This window comes from Curtobacterium sp. MCBD17_034 (assembly GCF_003234515.1).
GTDB lineage: Bacteria > Actinomycetota > Actinomycetes > Actinomycetales > Microbacteriaceae > Curtobacterium.
In genome coordinates this window covers 155561-179925 of sequence record NZ_QKTN01000005.1, presented here as the reverse complement: position 1 = coordinate 179925, position 24365 = coordinate 155561, and the positions used below count along the sequence as shown (strand labels likewise).

Sequence of the window (24365 nt, the reverse complement as noted above, 5' to 3'; positions counted from 1 at the left end):
AGCTGACAAGGAGCCGCATGCCCCGCTGGGAGTACCTCACCACCCCGTTGATCATCCACAACACGACGGCGATCCTGAACAACTTCGGCCAGGACGGCTGGGAGCTGGTGCAGGTGGTGCAGGGTCCCGAGGGCGGGCTCGTGGCGTACCTCAAGCGTCCGCTGGCGTCGGCGTGAACGTCGACGCGCGACTGGCCGAACTCGGCATCACCCTGCCGGAGGTCGCCGCCCCGGTCGCGTCCTACGTCCCCGCCGTCGTGGCCCAGGGCTTCGTGTACACCTCCGGGCAGCTGCCGTTCGTCGACGGAGCGCTCCCGGTCAGCGGCAAGGTCGGCGCGCAGGTCACCGCGGACGTCGCCCGGGACCAGGCACGCCAGTGCGCCCTCAACGCCCTCGCCGCGGCGCGTGCCGCGATCGGGTCGCTCGACCGCGTGGCTCGCGTGCTCAAGGTGACGGGGTTCGTCGCCTCCGACCCGTCCTTCACCGGGCAGCCCGGCGTCGTCAACGGCGCGTCGGACCTCCTCGGCGCGGTGTTCGGCGACGTCGGCGTGCACGCGCGCAGCGCCGTCGGGGTGGCGGTGCTGCCGCTCGACGCGCCCGTCGAGATCGAGCTCGTCCTCGAGCTCACGGCCTGACACCGCCCGGGACGCCGCGAACCGACGCCGGGTACGCCGTGACCGGTCGGTGTGTTGGGGGAGACCGGCCACGGCGCCGCGCATCGCCGCAGGTGCGGTGACCGCCCGTCAGAGCGTCGTCCGCGCGGGCGCCGCGCCGTCACCATCCGGTCGTTGATCGGACAACGCGTGCGCTTCGCGGTCCCGCCGCAGCAGGGAGGCCCGTGCCCGTTCCGCGGGCCGGCTCGACCGGTCCGTCAGAGCAACTCCGTGATCCGTCGCATCACGTCGGCGTCCGCCAGCGTCGTCGTGTCCCCGACGCCCCGTCCTTCCGCGAGGTCGCGGAGCAGCCGCCGCATGATCTTGCCCGACCGGGTCTTCGGCAGTTCCGGCACGACGACGACCTGACGCGGGCGGGCGATCGCACCGATCCGCGTGGCGACGAAGGTGCGGAGTTCCGCGGCCACGGCCTCCCGGTCGACATCGTCGGCGGACGCCCGCAGGATGACGAAGGCGACGATCGCCTGTCCGGTTGTCGGGTCGGCGGCGCCGACCACGGCCGCCTCGGCGACCGCCTGGTGCTCGACGAGCGCCGACTCGATCTCGGCGGTGGAGAGGCGATGCCCCGACACGTTCATGACGTCGTCCACCCGGCCCAGCAGCCAGAGGTCGCCCTCGCCGTCGAGCCGTGCGCCGTCACCGGCGAAGTAGCGGCCGGGGAACCGCGACCAGTAGGTCTCGACGAACCGCTCCGGGTCGTTCCAGATGCCCCGCGCCATCGACGGCCAGGGCTCCGTGATCGTGAGGTAGCCGCTCCCGCCTCGCGGCACGACCGCTCCGTCCTCGTCGACGACCTCGGCGCTGATCCCGGGGATCGGCGTCTGCGCGGCTCCGGGCTTCAACCGCGTCACGCCGGGGAGGGCGGACACCATGATCGCGCCCGTCTCCGTCTGCCACCAGGTGTCGACGACCGGCGTGCGGTCGTGCCCGATGACCTGCCGGAACCAGTGCCAGGCCTCCGGGTTGATGGGTTCGCCGACCGAGCCGAGGAGCCGCAACGAGCCGAGATCGCGCTCGTCGGGGATCGCACGCCCGGCCTTCATCGCCGCGCGGACGGCGGTCGGTGCCGTGTAGAGGACGGTGACCCCGTACCGGTCGACGACGTCCCACCAGCGCCCCGGACGCGGTTCGTCCGGGGTGCCTTCGTACAGCACCTGGGTGACGCCGTTCGCCAGGGGGCCGTACACGACGTAGCTGTGGCCGGTGATCCAGCCGATGTCCGCCGTGCACCAGTAGACGTCGCGGTCAGCGTGGATGTCGAACACGTTCCGGTGCGTCCAGGCCGCCTGGGTCAGGTAGCCCCCCGACGTGTGGACGATCCCCTTCGGGCGCCCCGTGGTGCCCGACGTGTACAGGATGAACAGCGGCTGCTCCGCCGGGAACGCCCGGGCCTCGTGCTCCAGGGAGGCGCCCGGTACGAGGTCGTGCCACCACACGTCGCGATCGTCCTGCCACCCGACCGCGTTCCCGCCGCGGCGGACCACGACGACGTGCTCGACCGATCCGGTCCCCGCCCCGGCGAGGGCTTCGTCGACCGCGGGCTTGAGCGGGGCGACCGCGCCCTTCCGCCAGCCGCCGTCGGCCGTCACGACGACCTTCGCGCCGGCGTCCTCGATCCGGGCGCGGAGGCTCTCGGCGCTGAAGCCGCCGAACACCACCGAGTGCATGGCGCCGATCCTGGCGACCGCGAGCATCGTCACCACGGCCTCGGGGACGAGCGGCATGTACACGACGACCCGGTCGCCGACCCCGACGCCGAGGGACTCGAGGGCGTTCGCGGCGCGGCGGACCTCGTCGGTCAGTTCCGCGTAGGTGATGTCCCGTCGGTCGCCCGGCTCGCCCTCGAAGTGGATCGCGACCCGCTCGCCGTGCCCGTCCCGTACGTGCCGGTCGAGGCAGTTCTCGGCGACGTTGAGCGTGCCGTCCTCGAACCAGCGGACGAACGGTGCGTCCGAGGTGTCGACGGTCCGCGCGAACGGAGTCCGCCAGGTGAGGAGCTCGTGTGCCTGTCGGGCCCAGAACGCCGCCGGGTCCTCTCGTGCTGCGTCGTACACGTCGGGCTGCGCGATCGCGGTCGAGGAGAACTCCGGTGACGGGGGGAACCCGTCGTGGGGCGTGACCGGGGACTCGGCGGGAGTGGGCATCGGCGTCCTTTCGCATCGTCGCGACGGGTTGTGGCTGTTCGGGACACTACCGCGGACGACGACCGTCACGCGTCCGATCCTGTCGGTGCGGACAGACTGCCCTCGGAACGGTCGCGGTGCGCCCACGACGGTGTTGTCGTGGGGTACACTGGTGGTACCGGACTCGTTTCCGGGGGCAGCGGTCGGGATTCCCCCCAATCCTCCGTTGTCTGGCGGCACCCGTTCCCCCCAACTGGTGCCGCCCCTTTCTCTTCCTGGTGAGGGTCGACGCGGTCGAGGGCGACCGTGGGCCCTCGGGACGCCTCCCGATCGCCGCGCTGTACACAGAACGGTCGGTCTGGGGGCTCGGCGGACGTCGCCGCAGCGGTCCATCCCCGTCCGAGCCGAGCGGCTGACCCTCGCACCGACAGCGGTCGTCGACGCTGCTCGTCGTGCCTCGCGGCACCGTACGCCCGACCCGGGCCGCGACGACCGCGGGCGCGGACCGCACCCGCACAACGGGGTACAGATCGCGTCCCGTCGGTGCGCTCGTCACATACCTCCTCCACAGGTCGCGCCGCCTCGAAGTCATCCACCGCGGGTGCTGTCGAGCGATCGGCGCCCTCGGCGCCTGCGTACCGTTCCGCGGCATGCACGACACCGAGACGCCGCGTCCGCCCGGGGTGGCCTGGACGCAGGACGTGACACCGTTCGTTCCGTCCACGACGAGCGACGGACCGCCGCTGCTCGACTCCCGGCCCCGTCCGGACCGGCTCGTCGACTTCGACGAGCTCTACCCGCTCGTCGCCGATCCGCACATCACCGACGTGCTGGTGATCGGTGGCCGCGGAGTCTGGGTCGACGACGGGATCCGGCTCCGATCCGTGGTGGGGATGGTGCTCCCGGAGGCCCGCACGCGGGAACTCGCCGTCCGCTTGGTGGCGCTGGGCGGTCGCCACGTCGACGAGTCCACGCCCTGCGCGGACGTCCACCACGTCGGCGGCATCCGCGTGCACGTCGTGCTCCGTCCGGTCGCCCACCACGGGACCGCGATCAGCATCCGGCTGCCGAGCACCGAGCAGCTCGGGCTGTCGGACCTCGAAGCGGCCGGGTTCTTCGCCAGCGTCGCCCGGACCGAGGTCGAGGACGCCGTGCGCGCGCGCCGGAACGTGCTCGTCAGCGGAGCGACCGGCAGCGGCAAGACCACCCTGCTCGGCGCGATGCTCGCACTCGTCCCGCACCACGAACGCATCCTCACGGTCGAGGACGTCGCCGAACTCCGCGTCGCTCACCCACACGTCGTCGCGCTGCAGGCCCGGCAGGCGAACGCGGAGGGTGCGGGCGCGATCGGGCTCGACCGGTTGATCCGCGAGGCCCTGCGGATGCGGCCGGACCGGATCGTCGTCGGCGAGTGTCGCGGAGCCGAGGTCCGGGAACTCATGAGCGCCCTCAACACCGGACACGACGGCGGCGCGGGCACGCTGCACGCGAACGGTGTGGCGGACGTCCCCGCGCGGCTCGAGGCCCTCGGCGCGCTCGCCGGGCTCGGATCGGACGCGCTCGCGCGGCAGGCCGTCAGCGCGTTCGAGCGTGTGTTCCACGTCGGACGGACCGCCGGGACCCGGCGGCTCCAGGCGGTCGCGTCCCTGGCGCTCGACGGAAGCGGCCGACTGGTCGTCCGTCAGACGGCACCGACGGCGGCGGCGCCGTGACCGGCCCGCACGACGCGACGACGACCTCCGGTGTCGCCGCCTCGCGTCTGGCCCGGGAGGCCCGTCCGCCCGACCGTCCCGCGGAGGTCGCCACCGCCACGGCGCGCGTGCTCGAACGGGTCGCGGCGTTGGTGGGCGGCGGGCTCGCACCGCGCCGTGCCTGGCGCATCGTGGCGGCGCGGGAACCCGCGATCGCACCGCTCGTCGTCGCGTGCGACGCCGGCGAGGACCTCGTCGCGGCGATCGCCAGGCTGCCCGGTCCTGCCTGGGCGCAGGTGGCCGCGATGTGGCGGGTCGCCGAGCGCATCGGCGCGCCCGCCGGTCCGGCGCTCGCCGCGGCCGCCGCGGCGTTCCGCGACGTCGCCGAGGGCGAACGTGCCGTGGAGGTGGCGCTCGCGGGTCCACGCGCGAGTGCTCGTGTCGTCCTCGCGCTGCCGCTGGTGGGCGTGCTCTTCGGGCTCCTCTCGGGTGCGGATGCGTTGCGCTTCCTCCTCCTGACACCGCTCGGTTGGGCGTCGATCGTCGTCGCCGTCGGGCTGGTGGCGCTCGCGAGGGCCTGGACTGCCGCCCTCGTCCGTCGGGCCCGGCCGGACGGGCCCGTGCCGGGGCTCGTCCTCGAGACCTGGGCGATCGCGGTCTCGGGCGGTGCGGCGTGGTCGACCGCCGAACGGGTGGTCGCCGAGTCGGTCGTGCCGCCTCCGGACGCCGAGGCCCGCGCGGCCGCCGAGACCCTGGCCGTCGCTGCGGAGGCGGGCGTGCCCGCGGCGGCACTGCTCCGCACGAGCGCACTGGATGTCCGACGTCGCGTGGTCGCCGACCGTCTGGCTGCGGCGGAGCGGTTGAACGCCCAGCTCGTCGTGCCGCTGGGGCTGTGTGTCCTGCCGGCGTTCGTCCTCGTCGGCGTCGTCCCGGTCGTCGTCGGCATCGCGTCGTCCACCATCGCCGCCGTCGCGTGATCGTCCACAAGCCGGGCGACGGCGACGTGGGCGACGACGCTGGGCCGCGATGATCAGAGCCGACACCGCGGGCGGGGGCCCGCGGTCGACCCGGGCGGACGACACGGCCGCCCGGGTGCCGGATGACCGATGTGTGCATGACAGAGAGGAACGACGATGGTGGTCGACGGGGGACGGACACGGCGGGACGCACGGCGGGTTCGGGCCCGGCGGACGACGCGGTGGGGGCGGTGGTGGTCTCGGGCGGCCGGGGAGCGAGGCTCTGCCACGGCGGAGTACGCGGTGGTGGTGCTGGCGGCGGTGGCGTTCGCAGGGGTGCTCGTGGCAGTGGTGCGGTCGGGGGCCGTCCAGTCCCTCCTCAGTGGCATCATCAGCGACGCGCTCTCGCTGTGACGTCCCCGCCCGGTGGGGAGCGCGGATCGGTGACGGTCGAGTTCGCCGTCGCGCTCCCCGTCGTCACGGTCGTGCTGGGGCTCGTGCTCGGCGGCGTGGTGCTGGCCGGCGAGCAGGCCCGGATGCAGGTCGCCGCGGCCGTGGCGGCGCGCGCCGCGGCTCGTGGGGACGGTGCGGCGGCTGCAGGCGCGGCCGGTGCCCTCGCTCCAGGCGCCGCGGTCCGGTTCGAGTTCCCGTCCGGACTCGTGTGCGCGGTGCTCCGAGCGGATCGTCGGATGGGACCGATGCCCGCGGTGTCGGTGTCGGCGCGCGGGTGTGCCGCGGCGGGCGGGCGATGACCGGGCCACCCCGGGCGCGAGCGGCGCATCCCGACGCCCGGGACGACCGCGGCGCGGTGACGATCGTGCTGGTCGCCACGGTGCTCGCCACGGTCCTCCTGTCGACCGCGGTGCTCGCCGGGATCCGGCGCGGCGTGGACGCCCTCCACGTCGCGACCGCGGCGGACTCGGCGGCGGTCGCCGGCGCGGCCGCCGCCGTCGGACTCGTCCCGGGACCGCCCTGCGACGCGGTGTCGCACGTCGCCCGCGCCGAGGGCACGGACGTCGAACGGTGCGACGTCGACGGCTCGACGGTGACGGTCCGCCTCCGGGCCGTCGGACCGCTCGTCCCGACGGCGGCGACGGCGCGTGCGGGTCCCGCCGCCGTCGCCCGGACGATGCCCGGGCAGCACCCCGGCCTCACCACACAGCGGCGCACGCGAGCGGCGGAAGCCGCCGGTCGTGTGTGTATGGTGTGCCTGTCGGTCCGCCACCCACCGACACCCACGGTCCTTCGAGCGCCGCTCGTCGCGCGACGACCGCCCGCAGCATTCGATCAAGGAGTCACGTGCCAGGCACGAAGAAGCTCGTGATCGTCGAGAGCCCCGCGAAGGCGAAGACGATCGCCCAGTACCTCGGCGACGGGTACGAGGTCCAGGCATCCGTCGGTCACATCCGTGACCTCGTGGAGCCCAAGAACCTCCCGGCCGACAAGAAGAAGGGCTCGCTCGGCAAGTTCTCCGTCGACGTCGAGAACGGGTTCGAGCCCTACTACGTCGTCTCCGACGCGAAGAAGAAGACGGTCACCGAGCTCAAGCGCGCGTTGAAGGACGCCGACGAGCTCTACCTCGCCACTGATGAGGACCGCGAGGGTGAAGCGATCGCCTGGCACCTGCTCGAGGTCCTCAAGCCGAAGGTCCCCGTCAAGCGCATGGTGTTCCACGAGATCACGAAGGAGGCCATCCAGCGCGCGAAGGAGGCCACCCGAGACCTCGACACCGCGCTCGTCGACGCGCAGGAGACCCGCCGGATCCTGGACCGCCTGTACGGGTACGAGGTCTCCCCGGTCCTGTGGCGCAAGGTCGGCCCGGGCCTGTCCGCCGGCCGCGTGCAGTCGGCGGCCACCCGACTCGTGGTCGATCGCGAGCGCGAACGGCTCGCCTTCGTGTCGGTGAACTACTGGGATCTCACCGCGCGGTTCGCGAAGGACGCGTCGGTCTTCCCGGCCCGCCTCGCGCGGCTCAACGGCACCCGCGTCGCCGCTGGCCGTGACTTCGACGACCGCGGCAACGCCACCTCGGACGCCGTCCGGCTCGACGAGGCATCGGCGAACGGCCTCGCGTCGGTGCTCCAGCAGGCCGGCGATGCGGTCGTCCGCAGCGTCGAGTCCAAGCCGTACACACGTCGTCCCGCGGCGCCCTTCACGACGTCGACCCTGCAGCAAGAGGCAGCCCGCAAGCTGCGGTTCAGCGCGCGGCAGACCATGAGCGTCGCGCAGTCGCTGTACGAGAACGGGCACATCACCTACATGCGGACCGACTCCGCGTCGCTCTCGCAGCAGGCCGTCACCGCCGCGCGCAAGCAGGCGGCCGAGCTCTACGGTTCGGACACCGTCCCGGACAAGCCACGCACGTACGCGGGCAAGAGCAAGAACGCCCAAGAGGCCCACGAGGCCATCCGGCCGGCGGGCGACACGTTCCGGACGCCCAGCCAGATGGAGGGCGTGCTCCGCGGCAACGACTGGAAGCTCTACGACCTCATCTGGAAGCGGACGGTCGCATCGCAGATGGCCGACGCCAAGGGCTCCACGGCCTCCGTGGTGATCGGGATCGCCGCACCCGAGGCCGTCGAGGGGCTGGCGGTCACGCAGGGCGGGACGGACGCCGAGTTCACCGCGTCGGGCACGGTCATCACCTTCCGCGGGTTCCTCAACGCCTACGAGGAGGGTCGTGACGAGGACCGGCACGACGCGAGCGACGCGGCCGACACGTCGCTCCCGCAGGTGGCGGAGCGCGACCACCTCGGCGTCGAGGGCATCGAGGCCAAGGGCCACGACACGTCGGCGCCGCCGCGGTACACCGAGGCGAGCCTCGTCAAGGCGCTCGAGGAGCTCGGCATCGGCCGTCCGTCCACGTACGCCGCGATCCTGTCGACGATCGTCGACCGCGGGTACGTCACGCCGCGCGGCAGTGCGCTCGTTCCCAGCTGGATCGCCTTCAGCGTCGTCCGGCTGCTCGAGGAGTACTTCCACGACCTCGTCGAGTACGACTTCACCGCCGAGATGGAGGGCGATCTCGACCGGATCGCGGATGGTGAGGCCGACCGGGTCGATTGGCTCAACGGCTTCTACTTCGGCACCGACGCCCAACGGGGCCTCCGCGGGGTCATCGACAACCTGGGCGAGATCGACGCGCGCGAGATCAACTCCGTCCAGCTCGCGCCCGACCTGACGCTGCGCATCGGCAAGTACGGCCCCTACATCGAGGCACCGAGCGACGACCCCGAGCAGCCCCGTCGTGTGAACGTGCCCGAGGAGCTCGCGCCCGACGAGCTGACGGCCGAGAAGGCGCGCGAGCTGATCGAGGCGCCCGTCGTGGGGGACCGCGTGGTCGGCATCAACCCCGCGACCGGCAAGGAGGTCCTGGCGAAGGACGGCCGGTTCGGGCCCTACGTGACCGAGCGGACGCCGGAACCCGAGGCCGAGGTCGACCAGGCCACCGGCGAGGTCCGGGCGTCCACGGCGGCAGACGCTGCCGAGGGCACGACGACGACCGCGACGGCGCCGAAGCGCACCACGAAGAAGGCAGCGCCCCCGAAGGAGCGCACGGCCTCGCTGTTCAAGTCGATGGACCCGCAGACCATCGACCTCGAGACCGCCCTCAAGCTGCTCGACCTCCCGCGCGTGGTCGGGACGGATCCGGAGTCGGGCGAGGAGATCACGGCGCAGAACGGCCGCTACGGCCCGTACCTCAAGAAGGCCGCCGACACGCGGACGCTCCCGAGCGAGGACGCCATCTTCGACATCGACCTGCCCGGGGCCCTCGAGCTCTTCGCACAGCCGAAGTACGGCGCGCGTCGAGCGTCGAGCGCGCTCAAGGAGTTCGAGGCGGACCCGGTGAGCGGCAAGCCGATCAAGGTCAAGGACGGACGCTTCGGGCCGTACGTCACCGACGGCGAGACGAACGCGACCATCCCCCGCGGCGAGGACGTCGAGGCGGTCGACTTCGACCGGGCCGTCCAGCTGCTCGCGGACAAGCGTGCGAAGGGCCCGGCGAAGCCCCGCGCCAAGGCCACCCGGAAGCCCGCCACCAAGAAGAAGTGAGCGCGTCGGGCCGGACCGGCCGCGGACGGTTCATCACCCTCGAGGGCGGCGACGGCGCGGGCAAGAGCACGCAGGCGGCCCTCCTCGAGGACTGGCTGACCGAGGGTGGCCGGACGGTCGTGCGCACCCGCGAGCCGGGCGGCACCGCGCTGGGCGAGCGCATCCGCGAGATGGTCCTGCACGAGCGTGGGCACGTCGCCCCGCGGGCCGAGGCGCTGCTCTACGCCGCCGACCGGGCACACCATGTCGAGACCGTCGTCCGGCCGGCGCTCGCCCGGGGCGACGTCGTGGTGCAGGACCGCTACATCGACTCGTCGGTGGCCTACCAGGGCGTCGCGCGATCGCTCGGCGCCGACCGGGTCCGAGCGGTCTCGGACTGGGCCGCGGACGGCCTGACCCCGGACCTGACGGTGCTGCTCGACCTCGACCCCGTCGTCGGCCGCCGTCGGGTGGCCGCCGCACGGGGGACCCTGGACCGACTCGAGTCGGAGGCGACCGCGTTCCACACCGCGGTGCGCGACGCCTTCCTCGCCATGGCCCGAGCCGAGCCGGACCGGTTCCTCGTGCTCGACGCCACACGCCCCCTGGAGGAACTGGCGGGGGCGGTGCGCGCTCGGGTCGCGCAGGTGCTCGGAGCGGCGGCGTGACCTCCCGCGATCGCTCCGCGCTGTCGGTGGCCGATGAGAGTGTGTCCCGGTGAGCGTGTGGGACGGGCTGACCGGCCAGGCGGACGCGGTCGCCGCGCTCCGAGCGGCGGCCGAGGCCCCCGAAGGCAGCGGGAGCATGACGCACTCGTGGCTCATCACCGGGCCTCCCGGCTCCGGGCGGTCGAACGTGGCGCTCGCGTTCGCCGCGGCGCTCGTGGGTGACGGCCCCGACGACGACCGCGCCCTGACGCAGGTCACCGCCCGGACGCACCCGGACGTCGCGGTCCTGTCGACGCAACGGGTGATCATCACCATCGACGAGATCCGCTCGCTCGTGACGGGGTCGCACTACGCGCCGTCGGTGGGTCGGCACCGCGTCGTGATCGTCGAGGACGCCGACCGGATGACCGAGCGCACCTCGAACCTCCTACTCAAGGCGCTCGAGGAGCCCCCGGAGCGGACGGTCTGGATCCTCTGCGCCCCGAGTGAGGCCGACCTCATCCCGACCATCCGCTCGCGGGTGCGGTCCGTGCGCCTCCGGGTCCCGGACGTCGCGTCGGTGGCCGACCTCATCGTCGCCCGCACCGGCGTCGACCGCACCCTCGCGGTCGACGCGGCCCGGCAGGCCCAGAGCCACATCGGGATGGCGCAGCGTCTGGCCACGAGCGCCGAGGCGCGGGACCGCCGTCGCCGCACCCTCGAGACCGTGCTCGCCGTCCGGAGTGTCGGGGACGCGGTGGTCGCCGCGGCCGACCTGCTCGCCGTGGCGGACGAGGACGCCAAGGCCATCACGCAGGAGAAGGACGCCGAGGAGCGTGACGCGGCGCTCCGGTCGCTCGGCGTGGAGCCGGGCGGGACGGTGCCGCCGGCGCTCCGCGGGCAGCTGCGTGGGCTCGAGGAGGACCAGAAGCGGCGCGCCACCCGGAGCCTCCGCGACGGCCTCGACCGCATCCTCGTCGACGTCATGTCCCTGTACCGCGACCTGTTGTTGCTCGGTCTCGGCGCGCCCGTCGAGCCCGTGAACGCGTCGATGCAGGCGGAACTCGATCGTGCGCTCGCATCGGTGCCTCCCGCGTCCGCGCTCGAGGTGCTCGACGCGGTCGCCCTCGCCCGAGACCGCATCGCCGCGAACGTGGCGGCGCTCCTGGCGCTGGAGGCGCTCATGGTGACGATCGCGCGGGCCGTCCGCTGATGCACGGACGCCCTCGGCGGACGACCGTCGCCGACCGCACCGCCTCTGGGATGATCAGACGATGAGCGACACCGAGCCGGGCCTGCGCGAACGCAAGCGTCGGGCGACCCGTCTGGCGATCCAGCAGGCGGCGATCCGGATCGCGCTCGAACAGGGCCTCGCCGCAGTGACCGTCGACGAGATCTCGCGGCGCGCGGACGTCTCGCCACGCACGTTCTTCAACTACTTCCCGAACAAGGAGCAAGCGCTCTCGGGTGACGATCCCTCGTTCCCCGACGACGCGATCCTGGTTGAGTTCGCGGCTGGCGGACCGACAGGCTCGTTGCTGTCGGACGTCGGTTCGCTCCTGGTCCACTCGACGCAGGAACTCATCGCCGACCGCGAGCTGCTCCCGGAGCGGCAGCGCCTGTTCAGGGAGCACCCCCAGCTCTTCAGTCAGCGCATGGCGTCGATGAAGGAGTTCCAGGCGCAGCTCTCGGCGGTCGTGGAACGACGGCTCCTGCGTGACCACCCCGATGGCGACCCGGTCGTGCTCGCTCGGCGCTCGACGCTCGTGGCGTTGGTCGCACTCGCGGCGGTGCGGCAGGCGTGGTCGCAGTGGTCGGCGGACGAGGACGCGACCCTGGTGGACAGCATCGAGACCGCGTTCGCGGACCTCGCCGTGCTCGTTTCGCGCACACCCGCCTGATCCGCTACAGTTGACACCCGTGCCGCTCCGGATCCGGAGCGTCCGCCGCCTTAGCTCAGTCGGCAGAGCGATTCACTCGTAATGAATAGGTCGTCGGTTCGATTCCGACAGGCGGCTCGATCGAGGCCCACATCCCCACGTCGGGGTGTGGGCCTCTTCGTCGTGAGCGGTGGTCCGCGGCGCGCTTCGCACACGTCCGTCGCGGTCCCGGTAGACAGGGACCATGACGGTTCGCTGGGGCGTGATCGGGACGGGCGGCATCGCTCGCTCCTTCGTGGAGGACAGCGCCGCGCTCGGGGTGCGCTTCACCGCGGTGGGGTCGCGGACGCGGGACCGAGCGGAGGCGTTCGCGGACGAGTACGGCATCGAGCACGCCCACGGCGACTACGACGCCCTGGTCGCCGACGACACCGTCGACGCGGTGTACGTCGCGACCCCGCACTCGGCACACGCCGAGGACGCCCTGCGGGCGATCGAGGCGGGCAAGCACGTGCTGGTGGAGAAGGCGTTCACGGTGAACGCGGCGGAGGCGCGACGGGTCGTGGACGCGGCACGAGCCGCCGGGGTCCTCGTCGTCGAGGCGATGTGGACGCGGTTCCTGCCGCAGGCGAGCCGGATCCGCCAGCTCGTGCACGAGGGTCGCATCGGACGGCCTCGTCTCGTCGAGGCGACGCACCACCAGGCCCTGCCGACGGACCCGCGGCACCGGCTGAACGACCCGGCGCTGGCCGGCGGTGCGCTGCTGGATCTCGGCGTCTACCCGCTGGCGTTCGCGGTCGACGCGCTCGGCGTGCCGGAGACGGTCGCGGCGGTGGGGTCCTTGAGCGATCAGGGCGTGGACACGCAGATGGGGCTCGTGCTCGGGCACCCGGACGGCGCGCAGTCGGTGCTGCACTTCGCGCTCGACCTGCGCAGCCCGAACGCGGCGTCGATCATCGGGGACGAAGGGCGGATCGACCTCGACCCGTCGTGGATCGGCCCGACGACCTACCGGCTGCGCGATCGGGACGGCCACGTGCTCGAGGAGTTCGACGGGCGTGAGGACCGCGTCGGCTACCACCACGAGGCGCGGGCGTTCGAGGAGATGATCGCGTCGGGTGACCACGAGGGCGGACCGATGCCGATCGAGCAGACCGTCGCGATCATGGAGGTCATGGACGAGGCGCGTCGGCAGGTCGGCGTGCGCTACCCGGGCGAGACGGACGACACCACCGACACTGGCGCGGAGCCGACCCACCCGTAGAATCGTCGGCGATGTCCGACGACCTCGACGCGCCGAACCACGCCGACCACGTCCCCGCCGCCGACGCCCCCCACGGTGGGCGCGCGGCCTTGACGCGCCTCCGCGGTGCGGTCGCGCGACGCCCGATGCCGTGGGCGGTCGGCGCCTTCGTCGCCGTCCTCGTGCTCGGGTCCGGTGGCGCCGCCGCGATCGCGGCGGCGACGACACCCGGCGCCGGGAGGCCCGTGACCGGCGTGACGGCGGCGAGTGGCGCCTCCCGGTCCGCGCCTCCGGCGACGCGGTCGGCGACACCGACGCCGACGCCGACGGTGGCCGCCCGACCGGTGCCGAGCGACCCCGCCGGTCCGACGGCGATCGGGACGTGCTCGGTCGCGGGGGCGGCCTCCGCCGCTGGTCTCGGTCAGTTCGAGGGCGTCGTCGTCGACGCCGCGACGGGCGAGACCCTGTTCGACCGGAGCGGCGGCACGCCCGCACGGACGGGGAGCGTCATGAAGACGCTCACGACCGCGACGGCGCTCGCCGACCTCGGTGCGGGCTACCGCATCCCGACCACGGTGGTCTCCGAGGGCGGCGGCACCGTCGCGATCGTCGGCCACGGTGACCCGACCCTCTCGGCGGGCGGGGCCACCGTCTACCCGGGGGCCCCGACGCTCGTGCAGTTGGCGCAACAGGTCAAGACGACGCTCGGCAGCACGCCCGTGACGACGATCGTCACCGACGACACGTACTGGAACGACGCGGACGCGTGGGACCCGACGTGGCCGGTCACCGAGCGGACCATCGGTTACCAGCCGGAGATCACCGCGCTCATGGTGGACGGTGACCGCGCCAGTCCCGGTCTCGCGACCTCCCCCCGGTCGACCGATCCCGTCGGCCGCGCTGGCGCGATGTTCCGCACCGCCCTGGCGAACGCGGGCGTGATCGGTGCGGCGTCGGCGACGATCACGAAGCGTGCCACCACGGGCACGACGACCATCGCCGAGGTGCAGTCGCAGCCGGTGTCGACCCTGATCGGGCAGATGATCCCGAACTCCGACAACACGCTCGCCGAGATGCTCGCCCGGATCTCGTCGAAGGTGTCGGGGTCGAACGGCTCAGCGGCATCGCTGACCGGCGTGTACCGCGCGGCCCTGTCGGCCTACGGCATCGACGCCTCGGCGATCACGATCCGGGACGGCTCGGGCGAGAGCGCCTCGAACGCCGTCGCACCAGCGCTCGTCGCGAAGCTCATGGTGCAGGTCGCGGCCGGGCAGAAGGGCCTCGGCGTGCTGGCGCAGTCGCTGCCGATCGCCGGTCAGACCGGGACGCTCGCCGGTCGCTTCACGGGGGCGAACGCGGTCGCCGCCGGCAAGGTGCACGCCAAGACGGGATGGATCGACACCGCGAACACACTCGGCGGGTACATGGACGCCGCGGACGGCACGCGGCTGACCTTCGCGTTCTACGCGCTCGGGTCGTCGCGGGCCGCCGCGTTGCCAGCGCTCGACGCGATCACCGCTGCGGTCTACCGATGCGGCGGCAAGCTCGCGAACACCTGACCGTGTGCGGCCGCAGACGGCGGCAGGGGACAGGATGGACGCATGACCAGAGCGCTCGTGATCGTGGACGTCCAGAACGACTTCACCGAGGGCGGCGCCCTCGGTGTGGACGGGGGTGCTGCGACCGCCGCGCGCATCACGACCTTCCTCGGGCGACACGCGGGCGACTACGACGTCATCGTCGCCTCGCGCGACTGGCACCACGGCGACGACGACAACGGCGGTCACTTCGCGTGGGGGGATCCGGACTACGTCACGACGTGGCCGGTGCACTGCGTGGCGGACACCTTCGGGGCCGAGTACCACCCGGACCTCGACACCGCACCGGTCGACATCCACGTGCGGAAGGGCATGGGGGAGCCGGCGTACTCCGCGTTCGAGGGCGTCGACGACCAGGGTCGGGGGCTCGTCGACCTGCTGTACGACCGGAAGGTGCACGCGCTCGACGTCGTCGGCATCGCGACCGACCACTGTGTCCGGGCGACGGCCCTCGACGGTGCCCGAGCCGGCCTCGACGTCTTCGTGTTCGAGGACCTCGTCGCCGGGGTCGCGTCCGGACCGAGCGCGGCCGCGCTCGACGAGATCCGCGCGGCCGGTGGGCACGTCGGTCGGAGCGACGTCGGGGAGGGCCTCGAACGCACCGACGGTGCCCAGATCTGACGCGACCCGGAGGAGACGAGCATGAGCGACGGCACGGCCACGACCGCGCGCACGGCCCCGACCGCCCCCACGACCACGATCGACGACGGCGTCGTCCGGGTGACGGACGTGCCGACGGGCTTGTTCATCGCGGGCGGATGGCGTGCCTCGTCGTCCGGCCGGACCTTCGACGTCCGCGACCCGTCGACGGGCGCCGTCATCGCCGCCGTGGCCGATGCCACCCCCGAGGACGCGATGGCGGCCCTCGACGCCGCGGTGGTCGCGCAGGACGCCTGGGCTGCGACCTCGCCCCGGGGCCGCTCCGACGTGCTCCGTCGCACGTTCGACCTGGTGCACGAGCACGCCGAGGACCTCGCGCGGCTGATGTCGCTCGAGATGGGCAAACCCCTGGCCGAGGCGCGCGGCGAGGTCGTGTACGGCGCCGAGTTCCTCCGGTGGTTCAGCGAGGAGGCCGTGCGCATCGGCGGCTCCTACGGCACGAACCCCGAGGGCACGGGTCGCGCCATCGTCCTGAAGCGCCCGGTCGGCCCGGTCTACGCGATCACGCCGTGGAACTTCCCCCTGGCGATGGCGACGCGGAAGATCGGGCCGGCGCTCGCGGCGGGCTGCACCATCGTCGTGAAGCCCGCCGACCTGACGCCCCTGACGACCCTGTACCTCGCGCGGCTGTTCGCCGAGGCCGGGCTGCCTGCCGGGGTGCTCGGCGTCGTGCCGACCTCGGACGCCGCGGCGCAGTCGGGGCCGCTCATCGCCGATCCGCGACTCCGGAAGCTCACGTTCACCGGGTCCACGCCCGTCGGCTCGGCATTGCTCAAGCGGGCCGCGGACAACGTGCTCCGGACGAGCATGGAGCTGGGCGGCAACGCGCCACTCGTGGTGTTCGACGACGCGGACCTCGAGACCGCCGTGTCCGCGGCGATGGCAGCGAAGTTCCGCAACGTGGGCGAGGCCTGCACGGCGGCGAACCGCTTCTTCGTGCAGGCCGGGATCGCCGATGCCTTCGTCGCGGCGCTCACCGACCGCGTCCGCGGGTTCCGCATCGGCCGCGGGACCGAGGACGGCACGACCATGGGGCCGCTCATCGACGAGCGCTCGGTCGACAAGGCGGCGCGACTCGTCGCGGACGCCGTCGATCGCGGGGCGACCCTCGTGCTCGGCGGGGAGCGCGTGGACCGTCCGGGGACCTACTACGCCCCGACGGTGCTCGACACGGTCCAGCCCGGGTCCGCGATCCTGTCGACCGAGATCTTCGGGCCGGTCGTGGCGATCACCCGGTTCGACACCGAGGCCGAGGCCGTCCGGCTGGCGAACGACACCGAGTACGGTCTCGTCTCGTACGTGTTCACGAAGGACCTCGCGCGCGGCCAGCGCATGGCGGAGCGGCTCGAGTCGGGCATGGTCGGGCTGAACACGGGTGTCGTCTCGAACGCGGCGGCACCGTTCGGTGGTGTCAAGGCGTCGGGGCTCGGGCGTGAGGGTGCCCACGACGGTCTCGAGGAGTACCTCGAGACCGTGTACGTCCTGACGCCGGATCCGTTCGCCGCGCCCTGACCGTCCGGGCAGGCCCTCAGACCAGGAGCTGGTGCTTCGCCAGGTCCCGGTAGAGCGGCGTCGTCTGCACGAGTTCCGAGTGGGTGCCCTGACCGACGATGCGGCCCTGCTCGAGCACGACGATGTGGTCCGAGTCGACGACGGTGGACAGTCGGTGCGCGATCACGAGGAGCGTGCGGTCCTCGGCCACCGCGTCGATCGCGGCCCGCATCCGCTGCTCGTTGATGCCGTCGAGGCTCGACGTCGACTCGTCGAGCAGCAGGATCGGCGGTGCGGCGAGGAGCGCGCGGGCGATCGCGAGCCGCTGGCGTTCGCCGCCGGACAGCATGACGCCGTCCTCGCCGACCTGGGCGTCGAGGCCGCGTTCGTCGCGCTCGAGCACGTCGGACAGGTTGACGGCCTCGAGGACGCGCACGCACTCGGCTTCGGTCGCCTCGGGCTTGCCGAGCAGCAGGTTCGCCCGGATCGTCCCCGCGAGCACGGGGGCGTCCTGTTCGACGTACCCGATCTGGCTGCGGAGCTCGGCACGGTCGAGCCCGCGGACGTCGATCCCGCCGAGTCGGACGACGCCGTCGGTCGGGTCGTAGAACCGCTCGATGAGCGCGAGCGTCGTGCTCTTGCCGGCACCGGAGGGGCCGACGAGCGCGACGCGCGTGCCGCGCCGCACGCCGAAGGACACGTCGTGCAGGACGGCCGTGTCGCTGGCCGTGCCGGTCGTGTCGCCGTCCGGCCGGGAGGCGGTGCGCGCGCCCGGCAGGCCGCGCGCGTCCGCCCCGTCGACCGCGGGGACCGCCACGGCGGCAGCGGTTCCCGGGACCGTGCCGTCCGCCTCCGTCACCGCGCGGACGGCGGCCTCGCGGTAGTGGAAGGACACGTGCTCGAAGGTGATGGCGTCGTCCGTGGCGACCGCGGGGGCCGGGAGGGCGGCGTGGTCGTCCTGGTCCTCGGTGGGCAGGTCGAGGATCTCCTGGATGCGGCCGAGGGCCCCGAGGGCTTGATTGACCGCGACCGCCGCACCGAACGCCTGACCGAGCGGCATGATCATCATGAACAGCAGCAGGATGAACGTCACGAGGGTGGCGACCTGGATGCTGCCCGCGGCGACCTGTCCGCCGCCGACGCCGATCACGACGATGAACGAGAGCTGCATGGCGATGCTCGCGACCGGGACGACGAACGCCGACATCCGAGCGATGTCCAGACCGCGGCGGTAGGCCTCCGAGGCGTGGCCGTCGATCTCCGTGACCTCGCGTTCGGTGGCACCCGCGGCTCGGATCGTACGGACGGCGCTGATGCCGCGCTCCACTGCGGCCGTCAGGTCGCCCACCTTCTCCTGCGCGGCCTTGCTCGCGGCGCGGATCCGGCGCGACAGCACGCCGACGACGACGATCGAGACGGCGATCACGATGGCGGTGAGACCGAGCAGGAGCGGGTCGATGATCGCCATGCCCACGACGGCGCCGATGAAGGTCAGGGCGCCCCCGATCGCTTCGACGAGTCCCTGGGTCAGGACCGCGCGGAGGAGCGTCGTGTCGCTGCCGACGCGGGACACGAGGTCACCCGTGCGGCGGACGTCGAACTCGGAGATCGGGAGGGACAGGATCCGCGCGACGAGGCGCCGCCGGCTCGACAGCACGACGCCCTCGCCTGCCCGCTGGAGCATGAAGTGCTGGAAACCGTTGATGAGCCCCGCGACGACGACCATCGCCGCGAGCGCGACGACGAGCAGGGTCAGGGTGTGCCCCGCCTCGACGGCCTGGATCACCTGGTTCACGAGCAGGGGCTGTGCGAGCGACGCAGCCGAGCCGAGCACGCTGAGCATGACGATGAACACCATCACCGGGCGGTTCTCGAACAGGTACGGGAGCAGTGAACGGAAGGTCGCGCGGGGTCCGTCCGGCTGCTTGCGGCCGCGTCGGGCCAGGGGATTGCTCATCGGTTCCTTCTCGGATGGTGCCGGGCGCATGCCCGTGACGGAGGTCGCGTCAGCAGCGGCCGTACTTCTTGTGCACGGCCTGACGGCTCACGCCGAGGAGCGTGGCGATCTCCTGCCACGAGGCTCCGGCGTTGCGTGCGCGACGGGCGGCGATCGCCTCGACCCGGTCGACCTCGCGACGGAGGTCCCGCACGGCACCGAGGGCCGTGAACGGGTCGTCGTCGCCGGCGTCGGCCGCGAGCGCGGTGATCGTGCCGCTGTCCATGGTGTCAACCTACATTGACACTCGCAGCATGTCAACCCGCGTTGACGGAGGCGCCCGTCCGCGCCACGGCGACGGGCGCCCGTCGACCGGTGCCGGTCCTCCCGGTCGGTCGGCGAGCGCCCGTCGTGCTGGCGGTGGCCCGCGTCAGGGAGCGAGGCTCCCGGCGCTGGTGGTCCCCTCTGTCGTGCCGGCGCCGACGGTACCGTCCGTGCGGTCGAAGTCGCTCCCGCGGGTCTCGCGGACGAAGAACAGCGCGACGAGTGTGACGACCGCCGCTCCCGCCAGGTAGAGCCCGACGAGGAAGATGTTCCCCTTGGCGCTCCACAGGGCGATCGCGACGGTCGGGGCGAGGGAGGCACCGAGGATGCTCGCGACGTTGTAGGCGACGGCCGAGCCCGTGTACCGGACGTTCGCGGGGAACAGCTCGGGCAGGAGCGCACCCATCGGACCGAACGTCAGGCCCATGAGCGAGAGTCCGACGACGAGGAACGTCACCGTGCCGAGCGGCCCGTGCGCGGACGCGAACCAGAACTGGAACGTCAGGCCGAACAGCACGATACCGATCGTCGTCAGGATGAGCGTCGGGCGGCGCCCGAAGCGGTCCGCGAGCATGCCGGCGATCGGCGTGAAGATCCCGAAGAAGACGACGCCGATCATGAGGAGGCCGAGGAACTCGCCCCGCGGGTACCCGAGCCCGATCTTCGCACCGGCGGTCACGGTGGACGGCGCCGTGCCGTACGTCAGCGTGAACGTCGTCATGAAGTAGAACAGCACGTACGTCGCGACCATCCCGAACGTCCCGACGACGACCGCACGCCAGGACGTGCGGAACACACGGCCGAGCGGCACCTTGGCGACCGCGCCCGATTCCACGACCCCCGTGAACACCGGCGACTCGATGAGCTTGAACCGGACGTAGAGTCCGATCACCACGAGCACGGCGCTGAGGAGGAACGGGATCCGCCAGCCGAAGGACTGGAACGCGGGCGATGCCGCCTGTCCCGCCGCGGCCGGCATGAGCGCGTTGAGCACGATGAAGACGCCGTTGGCGATGAGGAACCCGATCGGCGCGCCGAGCTGGGGGAGCGACCCGAAGACGCCCCGGCGGCCGGACGGCGCGTTCTCGGTCGCCAGGAGCGCCGCCCCGCTCCACTCGCCCCCGAGGCCGACACCCTGGCAGAACCGCATGACGGCGAGGAGGACCGGCGCCCAGACACCGATCTGCGCGAACGTCGGCAGGACGCCGATGAGGAACGTCGCGCTCCCCATCACGAGGAGGGAGGCGACCAGCGTGGTCTTCCGGCCGATGCGGTCACCGAAGTGGCCGAAGATGATCGATCCGACCGGGCGTGCGAAGAACGCCAGCGCGAACGTCACGAACGACGACAGCTGCGAGGCGACCGCGCTCTCGTTCGGGAAGAACAGGCTGGGGAACACGAGGACCGCGGCGGTCGCGTAGACGTAGAAGTCGTAGAACTCGATCGACGTGCCGACGAGGCTGGCGATCACCACGCGTGAGCGCGGGTTGGTGGTGGGTGCGGCGACGGACGTCGCCGGAGCGGGTGCGGACATGGTTGCGCGTCGGACTCCGAGGGGAGCACCCGGGACGGGTGCGGTGCGGACACGAACGTCGGGTCGACGACCGGTTCGCGCAGGTGGGCGCGGACACCGGTCGGATGCGTTCGTCGAGGTACCGCTCGTGACGGTCCACACAGTCTACGTGCTCGTCGTCGAACCTGCGAATCCGCCCAGAGCCTGGGATACCAACGCCGCGGCGCCGGATGGGCTCCGCCGCCCGACCGATCAGCCGGGGAGGTCCGCCTCGAGATGCGCGGGGAGGGCGTGTCCCATCCGGTCGCGCTTCGTGTCGAGGTAGCCGGCGTTCTCGGCCGAGACACCGACCACGAGCGGCACGAGCTCGTCGACGACGATCCCGTGCTCCTCGAGCTGCCGGCGCTTCTCGGGGTTGTTCGACAGCAGCCGGATGTGGGTGATCCCGAGGTCCGTGAGGATCCCCGCGGCCCCGCCGTACTCACGCGCGTCCGCGGGCAGGCCGAGCGCGAGGTTCGCGTCGAGCGTGTCGAGCCCGTCCTCCTGCAGCCGGTAGGCGCGGAGCTTGTCGATGAGCCCGATGCCCCGGCCCTCCTGCCCCCGCAGGTAGACGACGACCCCGCCCTCGGCGGCGATGGTGTCGAGCGCGGCGTCGAGCTGCGGGCCGCACTCGCACTTGAGCGACCCGAAGGCCTCGCCGGTCAGGCACTCCGAGTGCACTCGAACGAGCGCTCCGTCGGCCGGGGCGTTCCCGGTGCGGTCGCGCGCGATGACGGCGACGTGGTCCGCCCCGGTCACGAGGTCCCGGTACGCGCGCATCTCGAACCGGCCGTGGACGGTCGGGACGGTGGTGGCGACCTCGAACCGCACGGGACTGCCCGGTGTGGGGGAGGTCAGCGCGTCGCTCATGTGGTGCTCCGGTCGATGCGGGCCCGGAACAGCAGGTCCGGGCCGAGTTCCGTGGACGATGCGATGGTCAACCGCAGGCGGTCGTTCATGCTTCCCACGCCGAGGTCGTCGAGGGCCGTCCGTGGACCGCCGAGCAGGACCGGCGCCGTGTACACCAGCAGTTCGTCGGCGAGGCCGTGCCGGATGAGGGCGCTCGCGACCGTCGGACCGCCCTCCGCGAAGACGGTGTGCACCCCGAGGGGGCGGAGGGAGCGCAGCGCTGCCTCGAGGTCGTGGCCCGGAACCGCGCGGTATCCGCGGGGATGGCGGCGGAGCGCGGCGTCGTCCGGCACCGCGCGGTCACCGACCACGACGGGCAGGGGCTGCACCGGCATGAGCTCGCCCGCGTCTCCCCGCGCGGTGAGGCTCGGATCGTCGGCGAGCACGGTACCGGTACCGACGAGCAGCGCATCGTGGTCCGCGCGCTGCTCGTGGACGTGCTGCCGCGCGGCCGCCCCCGTGATCCACTTGCTCGAGCCGTCCGCCGCCGCGGCCCGGCCGTCGAGGCTCATGGCCCACTTCACCGTCACCCAGGGCCGGCCGAGTCGGACCGAGAGCAGCCAGCGCTCGAGGAACGACACGGCCTCGTCCGCGAGGAGCCCGGACACGACGTCGACGCCCGCGGCGCGGAGGCGCGCGGCACCGCCGTGCGCGTGCTCGCCCGGGTCGTCGATCGCGTACACGACGCGGGTCACCCCGGCGTCGAGCAGAGCGACCGAGCACGGTCCGGTGCGGCCGACGTGGTCGCACGGCTCGAGCGTGACCACCATCGTCGCACCACGGGCCGCGCCCGGCGGGAGCGCTGACAGTGCGTCGACCTCGGCGTGGGGCGTGCCCGCACCACGGTGGTGTCCCTCGGCGAGCACGGAGCCGTCCGGCGCCAGGACGACGGCGCCGACGCGCGCGTGGTCGCCGACGCGCGGGCCCTCGGCCGCGAGTTCGAGCGCGCGGCGCATGGCCCGCTCCTCGGCCGGGGAGACGGGTCCGGAGGGCGCGGTGCTCACCCGGTCGAGCATAGCGAGGCTCCCGGCCGCCGGCCGGGCGTCAGGCGTCGAGCGCGGCCGCGGGCCACGGCAGGTCCGAGGCCGATCGGCCGTCCGCTCGGAGCAGTCCCTTCCAGCAGGTCACGGGGGTGCCGTCACGGCCGGGGATGAGCCCGGGTCCGGTCCCGGTGTAGGCGAACCCCGCCCGTCGCGCCACCGCGGCCGACGCCCGGTTGCCGACGAAGCACTCCCAGTACACGTCCTCGTGGCCCTGCTCGAACGCCCACCCGGTCACGAGTCGCACGGCCTCGGCCATGAGCCCGTGCCCGCGCGCCGAGGGCGCGAGCCAGAACCCGATGTCGCGGTGCGCGGGCCGGAACGCCACGACGCCCTCGAGCCACGTGCTCGACGGCCGGCGGATCGCCCACGTGTACTCGCGGTCGGACGCCCAGCCCGGGCCGACCAGGGCGTCGACGAACGCATGGGCGTCACGGGGCCCGTACCGCATCGGGATCGTCGTCCATCGCGCGATCTCGGCGTCCTGGCACGCCTCGGTGATCGCGGGTGCGTCCGCCCGCGTCGGCATGTCGAGGCGGGCGACGGGGGACCGCAGCGTGACGGGGAGCACGTCCGGCGGGGACGGGTCAGCGGTGCCGCGGCACGAAGCCGATGCGGTCGTAGACGGTGGCGAGGGTGGCCTCGGCGATCGACTCCGCCCGGTCCGCCCCGACGGCGAGGAGCCGGTCGAGCTCGGCCGGGTCGTCGAGCAGCTCGAGGGTCCGCGCGCGGACGGGCTCGAGCTCGGCCACGACGGCGTCCGCCACGGAGCCCTTGAGATCGCCGTAACCCTTGCCCACGAAGGCCTGCTCGAGCTCCGGGACCGGGGTCCGCGTGAACGCCGACAGGATCGTGAGCAGGTTGGTCACGCCCGGCTTGTGCTCGCGGTCGGCCCGGACGTCGCGCTCGGTGTCCGTGACGGCCGATCGGATCTTCTTGGCGGTGCGCTTCGGGTCGTCGAGCAACTGGATGAGACCCGCGTCGGTCGCCGCCGACTTGCTCATCTTGCTCGTCGGCGTCTGCAGGTCGTAGATCCGTGCGGTCTCGGCCAGGATGTGGGCCTCGGGCACGACGAACGTGTCGCCGAAGCGCGAGTTGAAGCGGCCCGCGAGGTCCCGCGTCAGCTCGACGTGCTGGCGCTGGTCGTCGCCGACCGGCACGATCGCGGACCCGTAGAGCAGGATGTCGGCGGCCATGAGCATCGGGTACGTGAACAGGCCGACGGACGCCGACTCGGTGCCCTGCCGTGCGGCCTTGTCCTTGAACTGGGTCATCCGGCTCGCCTCGCCGAAGCCGGTGATGGTGTTGAGCACCCAGGCGAGTTCGGCGTGCGCGGGGACGTGCGACTGCACGAACAGCGTGGACTGCTCGGGGTCGATCCCGGCCGCGATGTACTGCGCGGCCGTGCGACGGGTGTTCTCGCGCAGGGCGGCCGGGTCCTGCGGCGAGGTGATCGCGTGCATGTCGACGACGCAGTAGATGGCGTCGTACGTGGTCTGCAGGTCCCGCCACTGCATGAGCGCGCCGATGTAGTTGCCGAGGTGGAGCGATCCGGCGGACGGCTGGATGCCGGAGAACAAGCGGGTCTTCGTCATGGTGCAGGTGTCCTT

General features: G+C 72.8%; 22 protein-coding genes, 1 tRNA gene and 1 pseudogene. 16 read left to right on the top strand and 8 right to left on the bottom strand.

The features are described from left to right. Positions 1–17 precede the first annotated feature (17 nt). Together DEI92_RS16880 and DEI92_RS16875 are read left to right on the top strand one after the other, a co-directional pair. Complete coding sequence (locus tag DEI92_RS16880; RefSeq protein ID WP_258370170.1) at positions 18–176, top strand: DUF4177 domain-containing protein; 159 nt, start codon at positions 18–20, stop codon at positions 174–176. Next, a complete protein-coding gene (locus DEI92_RS16875; RefSeq protein WP_258370169.1) occupies positions 173–634 on the top strand; it encodes a RidA family protein in 462 nt (153 codons plus the stop codon). Before DEI92_RS16880 ends, DEI92_RS16875 begins: the two co-directional genes overlap by 4 nt. 236 nt (positions 635–870) lie before the next feature. Here DEI92_RS16875 and acs read toward each other — a convergent pair whose 3' ends face one another. After that, the gene (gene acs / locus DEI92_RS10935; protein ID WP_111013508.1) at positions 871–2817 is read right to left on the bottom strand and encodes an acetate--CoA ligase; all 1947 of its coding nucleotides are present in this window, start codon (positions 2815–2817) and stop codon (positions 871–873) included. Positions 2818–3446: 629 nt separating this feature from the next. Between acs and DEI92_RS10930 the strand changes: the two genes are divergently transcribed. The 14 genes from DEI92_RS10930 (at position 3447) to DEI92_RS10865 (ending at position 17015) form a co-directional block, all read left to right on the top strand. After that, on the top strand, positions 3447–4508 hold the full coding sequence (locus tag DEI92_RS10930) for a CpaF family protein (RefSeq protein WP_111013507.1): 1062 nt from the start codon (positions 3447–3449) through the stop codon (positions 4506–4508). Then, a complete protein-coding gene (locus tag DEI92_RS10925; RefSeq protein ID WP_111013506.1) occupies positions 4505–5464 on the top strand; it encodes a type II secretion system F family protein in 960 nt (319 codons plus the stop codon). Before DEI92_RS10930 ends, DEI92_RS10925 begins: the two co-directional genes overlap by 4 nt. A 156-nt stretch (positions 5465–5620) precedes the next feature. Beyond that, on the top strand, positions 5621–5857 hold the full coding sequence (locus DEI92_RS10920) for a DUF4244 domain-containing protein (protein WP_111013505.1): 237 nt from the start codon (positions 5621–5623) through the stop codon (positions 5855–5857). After that, a complete protein-coding gene (locus DEI92_RS10915) occupies positions 5854–6195 on the top strand; it encodes a TadE family type IV pilus minor pilin (protein ID WP_111013504.1) in 342 nt (113 codons plus the stop codon). The genes DEI92_RS10920 and DEI92_RS10915 overlap by 4 nt, the downstream gene beginning before the upstream one ends. Positions 6196–6251: 56 nt before the next feature. Next, complete coding sequence (locus DEI92_RS10910; RefSeq protein WP_146249145.1) at positions 6252–6767, top strand: hypothetical protein; 516 nt, start codon at positions 6252–6254, stop codon at positions 6765–6767. Further along, positions 6743–9496 (top strand): type I DNA topoisomerase, encoded by a 2754-nt coding sequence (gene topA / locus DEI92_RS10905; protein ID WP_111013502.1) that lies wholly within the window; start codon positions 6743–6745, stop codon positions 9494–9496. Before DEI92_RS10910 ends, topA begins: the two co-directional genes overlap by 25 nt. Then, positions 9493–10143, top strand: a complete 651-nt coding sequence (gene tmk, locus DEI92_RS10900; RefSeq protein WP_111013501.1) for a dTMP kinase — start codon at positions 9493–9495, stop codon at positions 10141–10143. Before topA ends, tmk begins: the two co-directional genes overlap by 4 nt. Positions 10144–10192: 49 nt before the next feature. Continuing rightward, a complete protein-coding gene (locus DEI92_RS10895; protein ID WP_111013500.1) occupies positions 10193–11335 on the top strand; it encodes a DNA polymerase III subunit delta' in 1143 nt (380 codons plus the stop codon). Positions 11336–11396: 61 nt separating this feature from the next. Next, positions 11397–12023 (top strand): TetR family transcriptional regulator, encoded by a 627-nt coding sequence (locus tag DEI92_RS10890; protein WP_111013499.1) that lies wholly within the window; start codon positions 11397–11399, stop codon positions 12021–12023. Between the two features lie 44 nt (positions 12024–12067). After that, a tRNA-Thr gene (locus DEI92_RS10885) sits at positions 12068–12140 on the top strand. 106 nt (positions 12141–12246) lie between these two features. Next, positions 12247–13266, top strand: coding sequence for a Gfo/Idh/MocA family protein (locus tag DEI92_RS10880; RefSeq protein ID WP_111013498.1), 1020 nt, complete (start codon positions 12247–12249; stop codon positions 13264–13266). A gap of 11 nt (positions 13267–13277) precedes the next feature. Then, positions 13278–14804, top strand: coding sequence for a D-alanyl-D-alanine carboxypeptidase/D-alanyl-D-alanine-endopeptidase (gene dacB / locus DEI92_RS10875; RefSeq protein WP_258370168.1), 1527 nt, complete (start codon positions 13278–13280; stop codon positions 14802–14804). 42 nt (positions 14805–14846) lie between these two features. Further along, entirely contained in the window at positions 14847–15464 is a 618-nt protein-coding gene (locus DEI92_RS10870; RefSeq protein ID WP_111013497.1) for an isochorismatase family protein, read from the top strand. Positions 15465–15485: 21 nt separating this feature from the next. Further along, complete coding sequence (locus tag DEI92_RS10865) at positions 15486–17015, top strand: NAD-dependent succinate-semialdehyde dehydrogenase (protein WP_111013496.1); 1530 nt, start codon at positions 15486–15488, stop codon at positions 17013–17015. Positions 17016–17031: 16 nt separating this feature from the next. Here DEI92_RS10865 and DEI92_RS10860 read toward each other — a convergent pair whose 3' ends face one another. The 7 genes and pseudogenes from DEI92_RS10860 to trpS form a co-directional block, all read right to left on the bottom strand. Further along, positions 17032–18951, bottom strand: coding sequence for an ABC transporter ATP-binding protein (locus tag DEI92_RS10860; protein WP_111013495.1), 1920 nt, complete (start codon positions 18949–18951; stop codon positions 17032–17034). A 49-nt stretch (positions 18952–19000) separates the two neighbouring features. Next, a complete protein-coding gene (locus DEI92_RS10855; protein WP_111009491.1) occupies positions 19001–19216 on the bottom strand; it encodes a helix-turn-helix domain-containing protein in 216 nt (71 codons plus the stop codon). Positions 19217–19360: 144 nt separating this feature from the next. Then, entirely contained in the window at positions 19361–20788 is a 1428-nt protein-coding gene (locus tag DEI92_RS10850; RefSeq protein ID WP_111013494.1) for an MFS transporter, read from the bottom strand. A 231-nt stretch (positions 20789–21019) separates the two neighbouring features. Further along, positions 21020–21643: pseudogene (gene ribA, locus DEI92_RS10845) on the bottom strand (GTP cyclohydrolase II); the annotation flags it as partial. A gap of 29 nt (positions 21644–21672) precedes the next feature. After that, the gene (gene ribD / locus DEI92_RS10840) at positions 21673–22671 is read right to left on the bottom strand and encodes a bifunctional diaminohydroxyphosphoribosylaminopyrimidine deaminase/5-amino-6-(5-phosphoribosylamino)uracil reductase RibD (RefSeq protein ID WP_111013589.1); all 999 of its coding nucleotides are present in this window, start codon (positions 22669–22671) and stop codon (positions 21673–21675) included. Between the two features lie 88 nt (positions 22672–22759). After that, positions 22760–23326, bottom strand: coding sequence for a GNAT family N-acetyltransferase (locus tag DEI92_RS10835; RefSeq protein ID WP_111013492.1), 567 nt, complete (start codon positions 23324–23326; stop codon positions 22760–22762). A 16-nt stretch (positions 23327–23342) separates the two neighbouring features. Beyond that, positions 23343–24350, bottom strand: coding sequence for a tryptophan--tRNA ligase (gene trpS, locus DEI92_RS10830; protein WP_111013491.1), 1008 nt, complete (start codon positions 24348–24350; stop codon positions 23343–23345). Positions 24351–24365 lie beyond the last annotated feature (15 nt).

What these genes read in the sequence shown, in the direction of transcription:
- DEI92_RS16880 (WP_258370170.1), top strand. Translation starts at nt 18, where the DNA reads ATGCCCCGCTGGGAGTACCTCACCACCCCGTTGATCATCCACAACACG.
- acs (WP_111013508.1), bottom strand. Translation starts at nt 2,817, where the DNA reads ATGCCCACTCCCGCCGAGTCCCCGGTCACGCCCCACGACGGGTTCCCC.
- DEI92_RS10930 (WP_111013507.1), top strand. Translation starts at nt 3,447, where the DNA reads ATGCACGACACCGAGACGCCGCGTCCGCCCGGGGTGGCCTGGACGCAG.
- DEI92_RS10920 (WP_111013505.1), top strand. Translation starts at nt 5,621, where the DNA reads ATGGTGGTCGACGGGGGACGGACACGGCGGGACGCACGGCGGGTTCGG.
- DEI92_RS10890 (WP_111013499.1), top strand. Translation starts at nt 11,397, where the DNA reads ATGAGCGACACCGAGCCGGGCCTGCGCGAACGCAAGCGTCGGGCGACC.
- DEI92_RS10880 (WP_111013498.1), top strand. Translation starts at nt 12,247, where the DNA reads ATGACGGTTCGCTGGGGCGTGATCGGGACGGGCGGCATCGCTCGCTCC.
- dacB (WP_258370168.1), top strand. Translation starts at nt 13,278, where the DNA reads ATGTCCGACGACCTCGACGCGCCGAACCACGCCGACCACGTCCCCGCC.
- DEI92_RS10870 (WP_111013497.1), top strand. Translation starts at nt 14,847, where the DNA reads ATGACCAGAGCGCTCGTGATCGTGGACGTCCAGAACGACTTCACCGAG.
- DEI92_RS10865 (WP_111013496.1), top strand. Translation starts at nt 15,486, where the DNA reads ATGAGCGACGGCACGGCCACGACCGCGCGCACGGCCCCGACCGCCCCC.
- DEI92_RS10860 (WP_111013495.1), bottom strand. Translation starts at nt 18,951, where the DNA reads ATGAGCAATCCCCTGGCCCGACGCGGCCGCAAGCAGCCGGACGGACCC.
- DEI92_RS10855 (WP_111009491.1), bottom strand. Translation starts at nt 19,216, where the DNA reads ATGGACAGCGGCACGATCACCGCGCTCGCGGCCGACGCCGGCGACGAC.
- DEI92_RS10850 (WP_111013494.1), bottom strand. Translation starts at nt 20,788, where the DNA reads ATGTCCGCACCCGCTCCGGCGACGTCCGTCGCCGCACCCACCACCAAC.
- ribD (WP_111013589.1), bottom strand. Translation starts at nt 22,671, where the DNA reads ATGCGCCGCGCGCTCGAACTCGCGGCCGAGGGCCCGCGCGTCGGCGAC.
- trpS (WP_111013491.1), bottom strand. Translation starts at nt 24,350, where the DNA reads ATGACGAAGACCCGCTTGTTCTCCGGCATCCAGCCGTCCGCCGGATCG.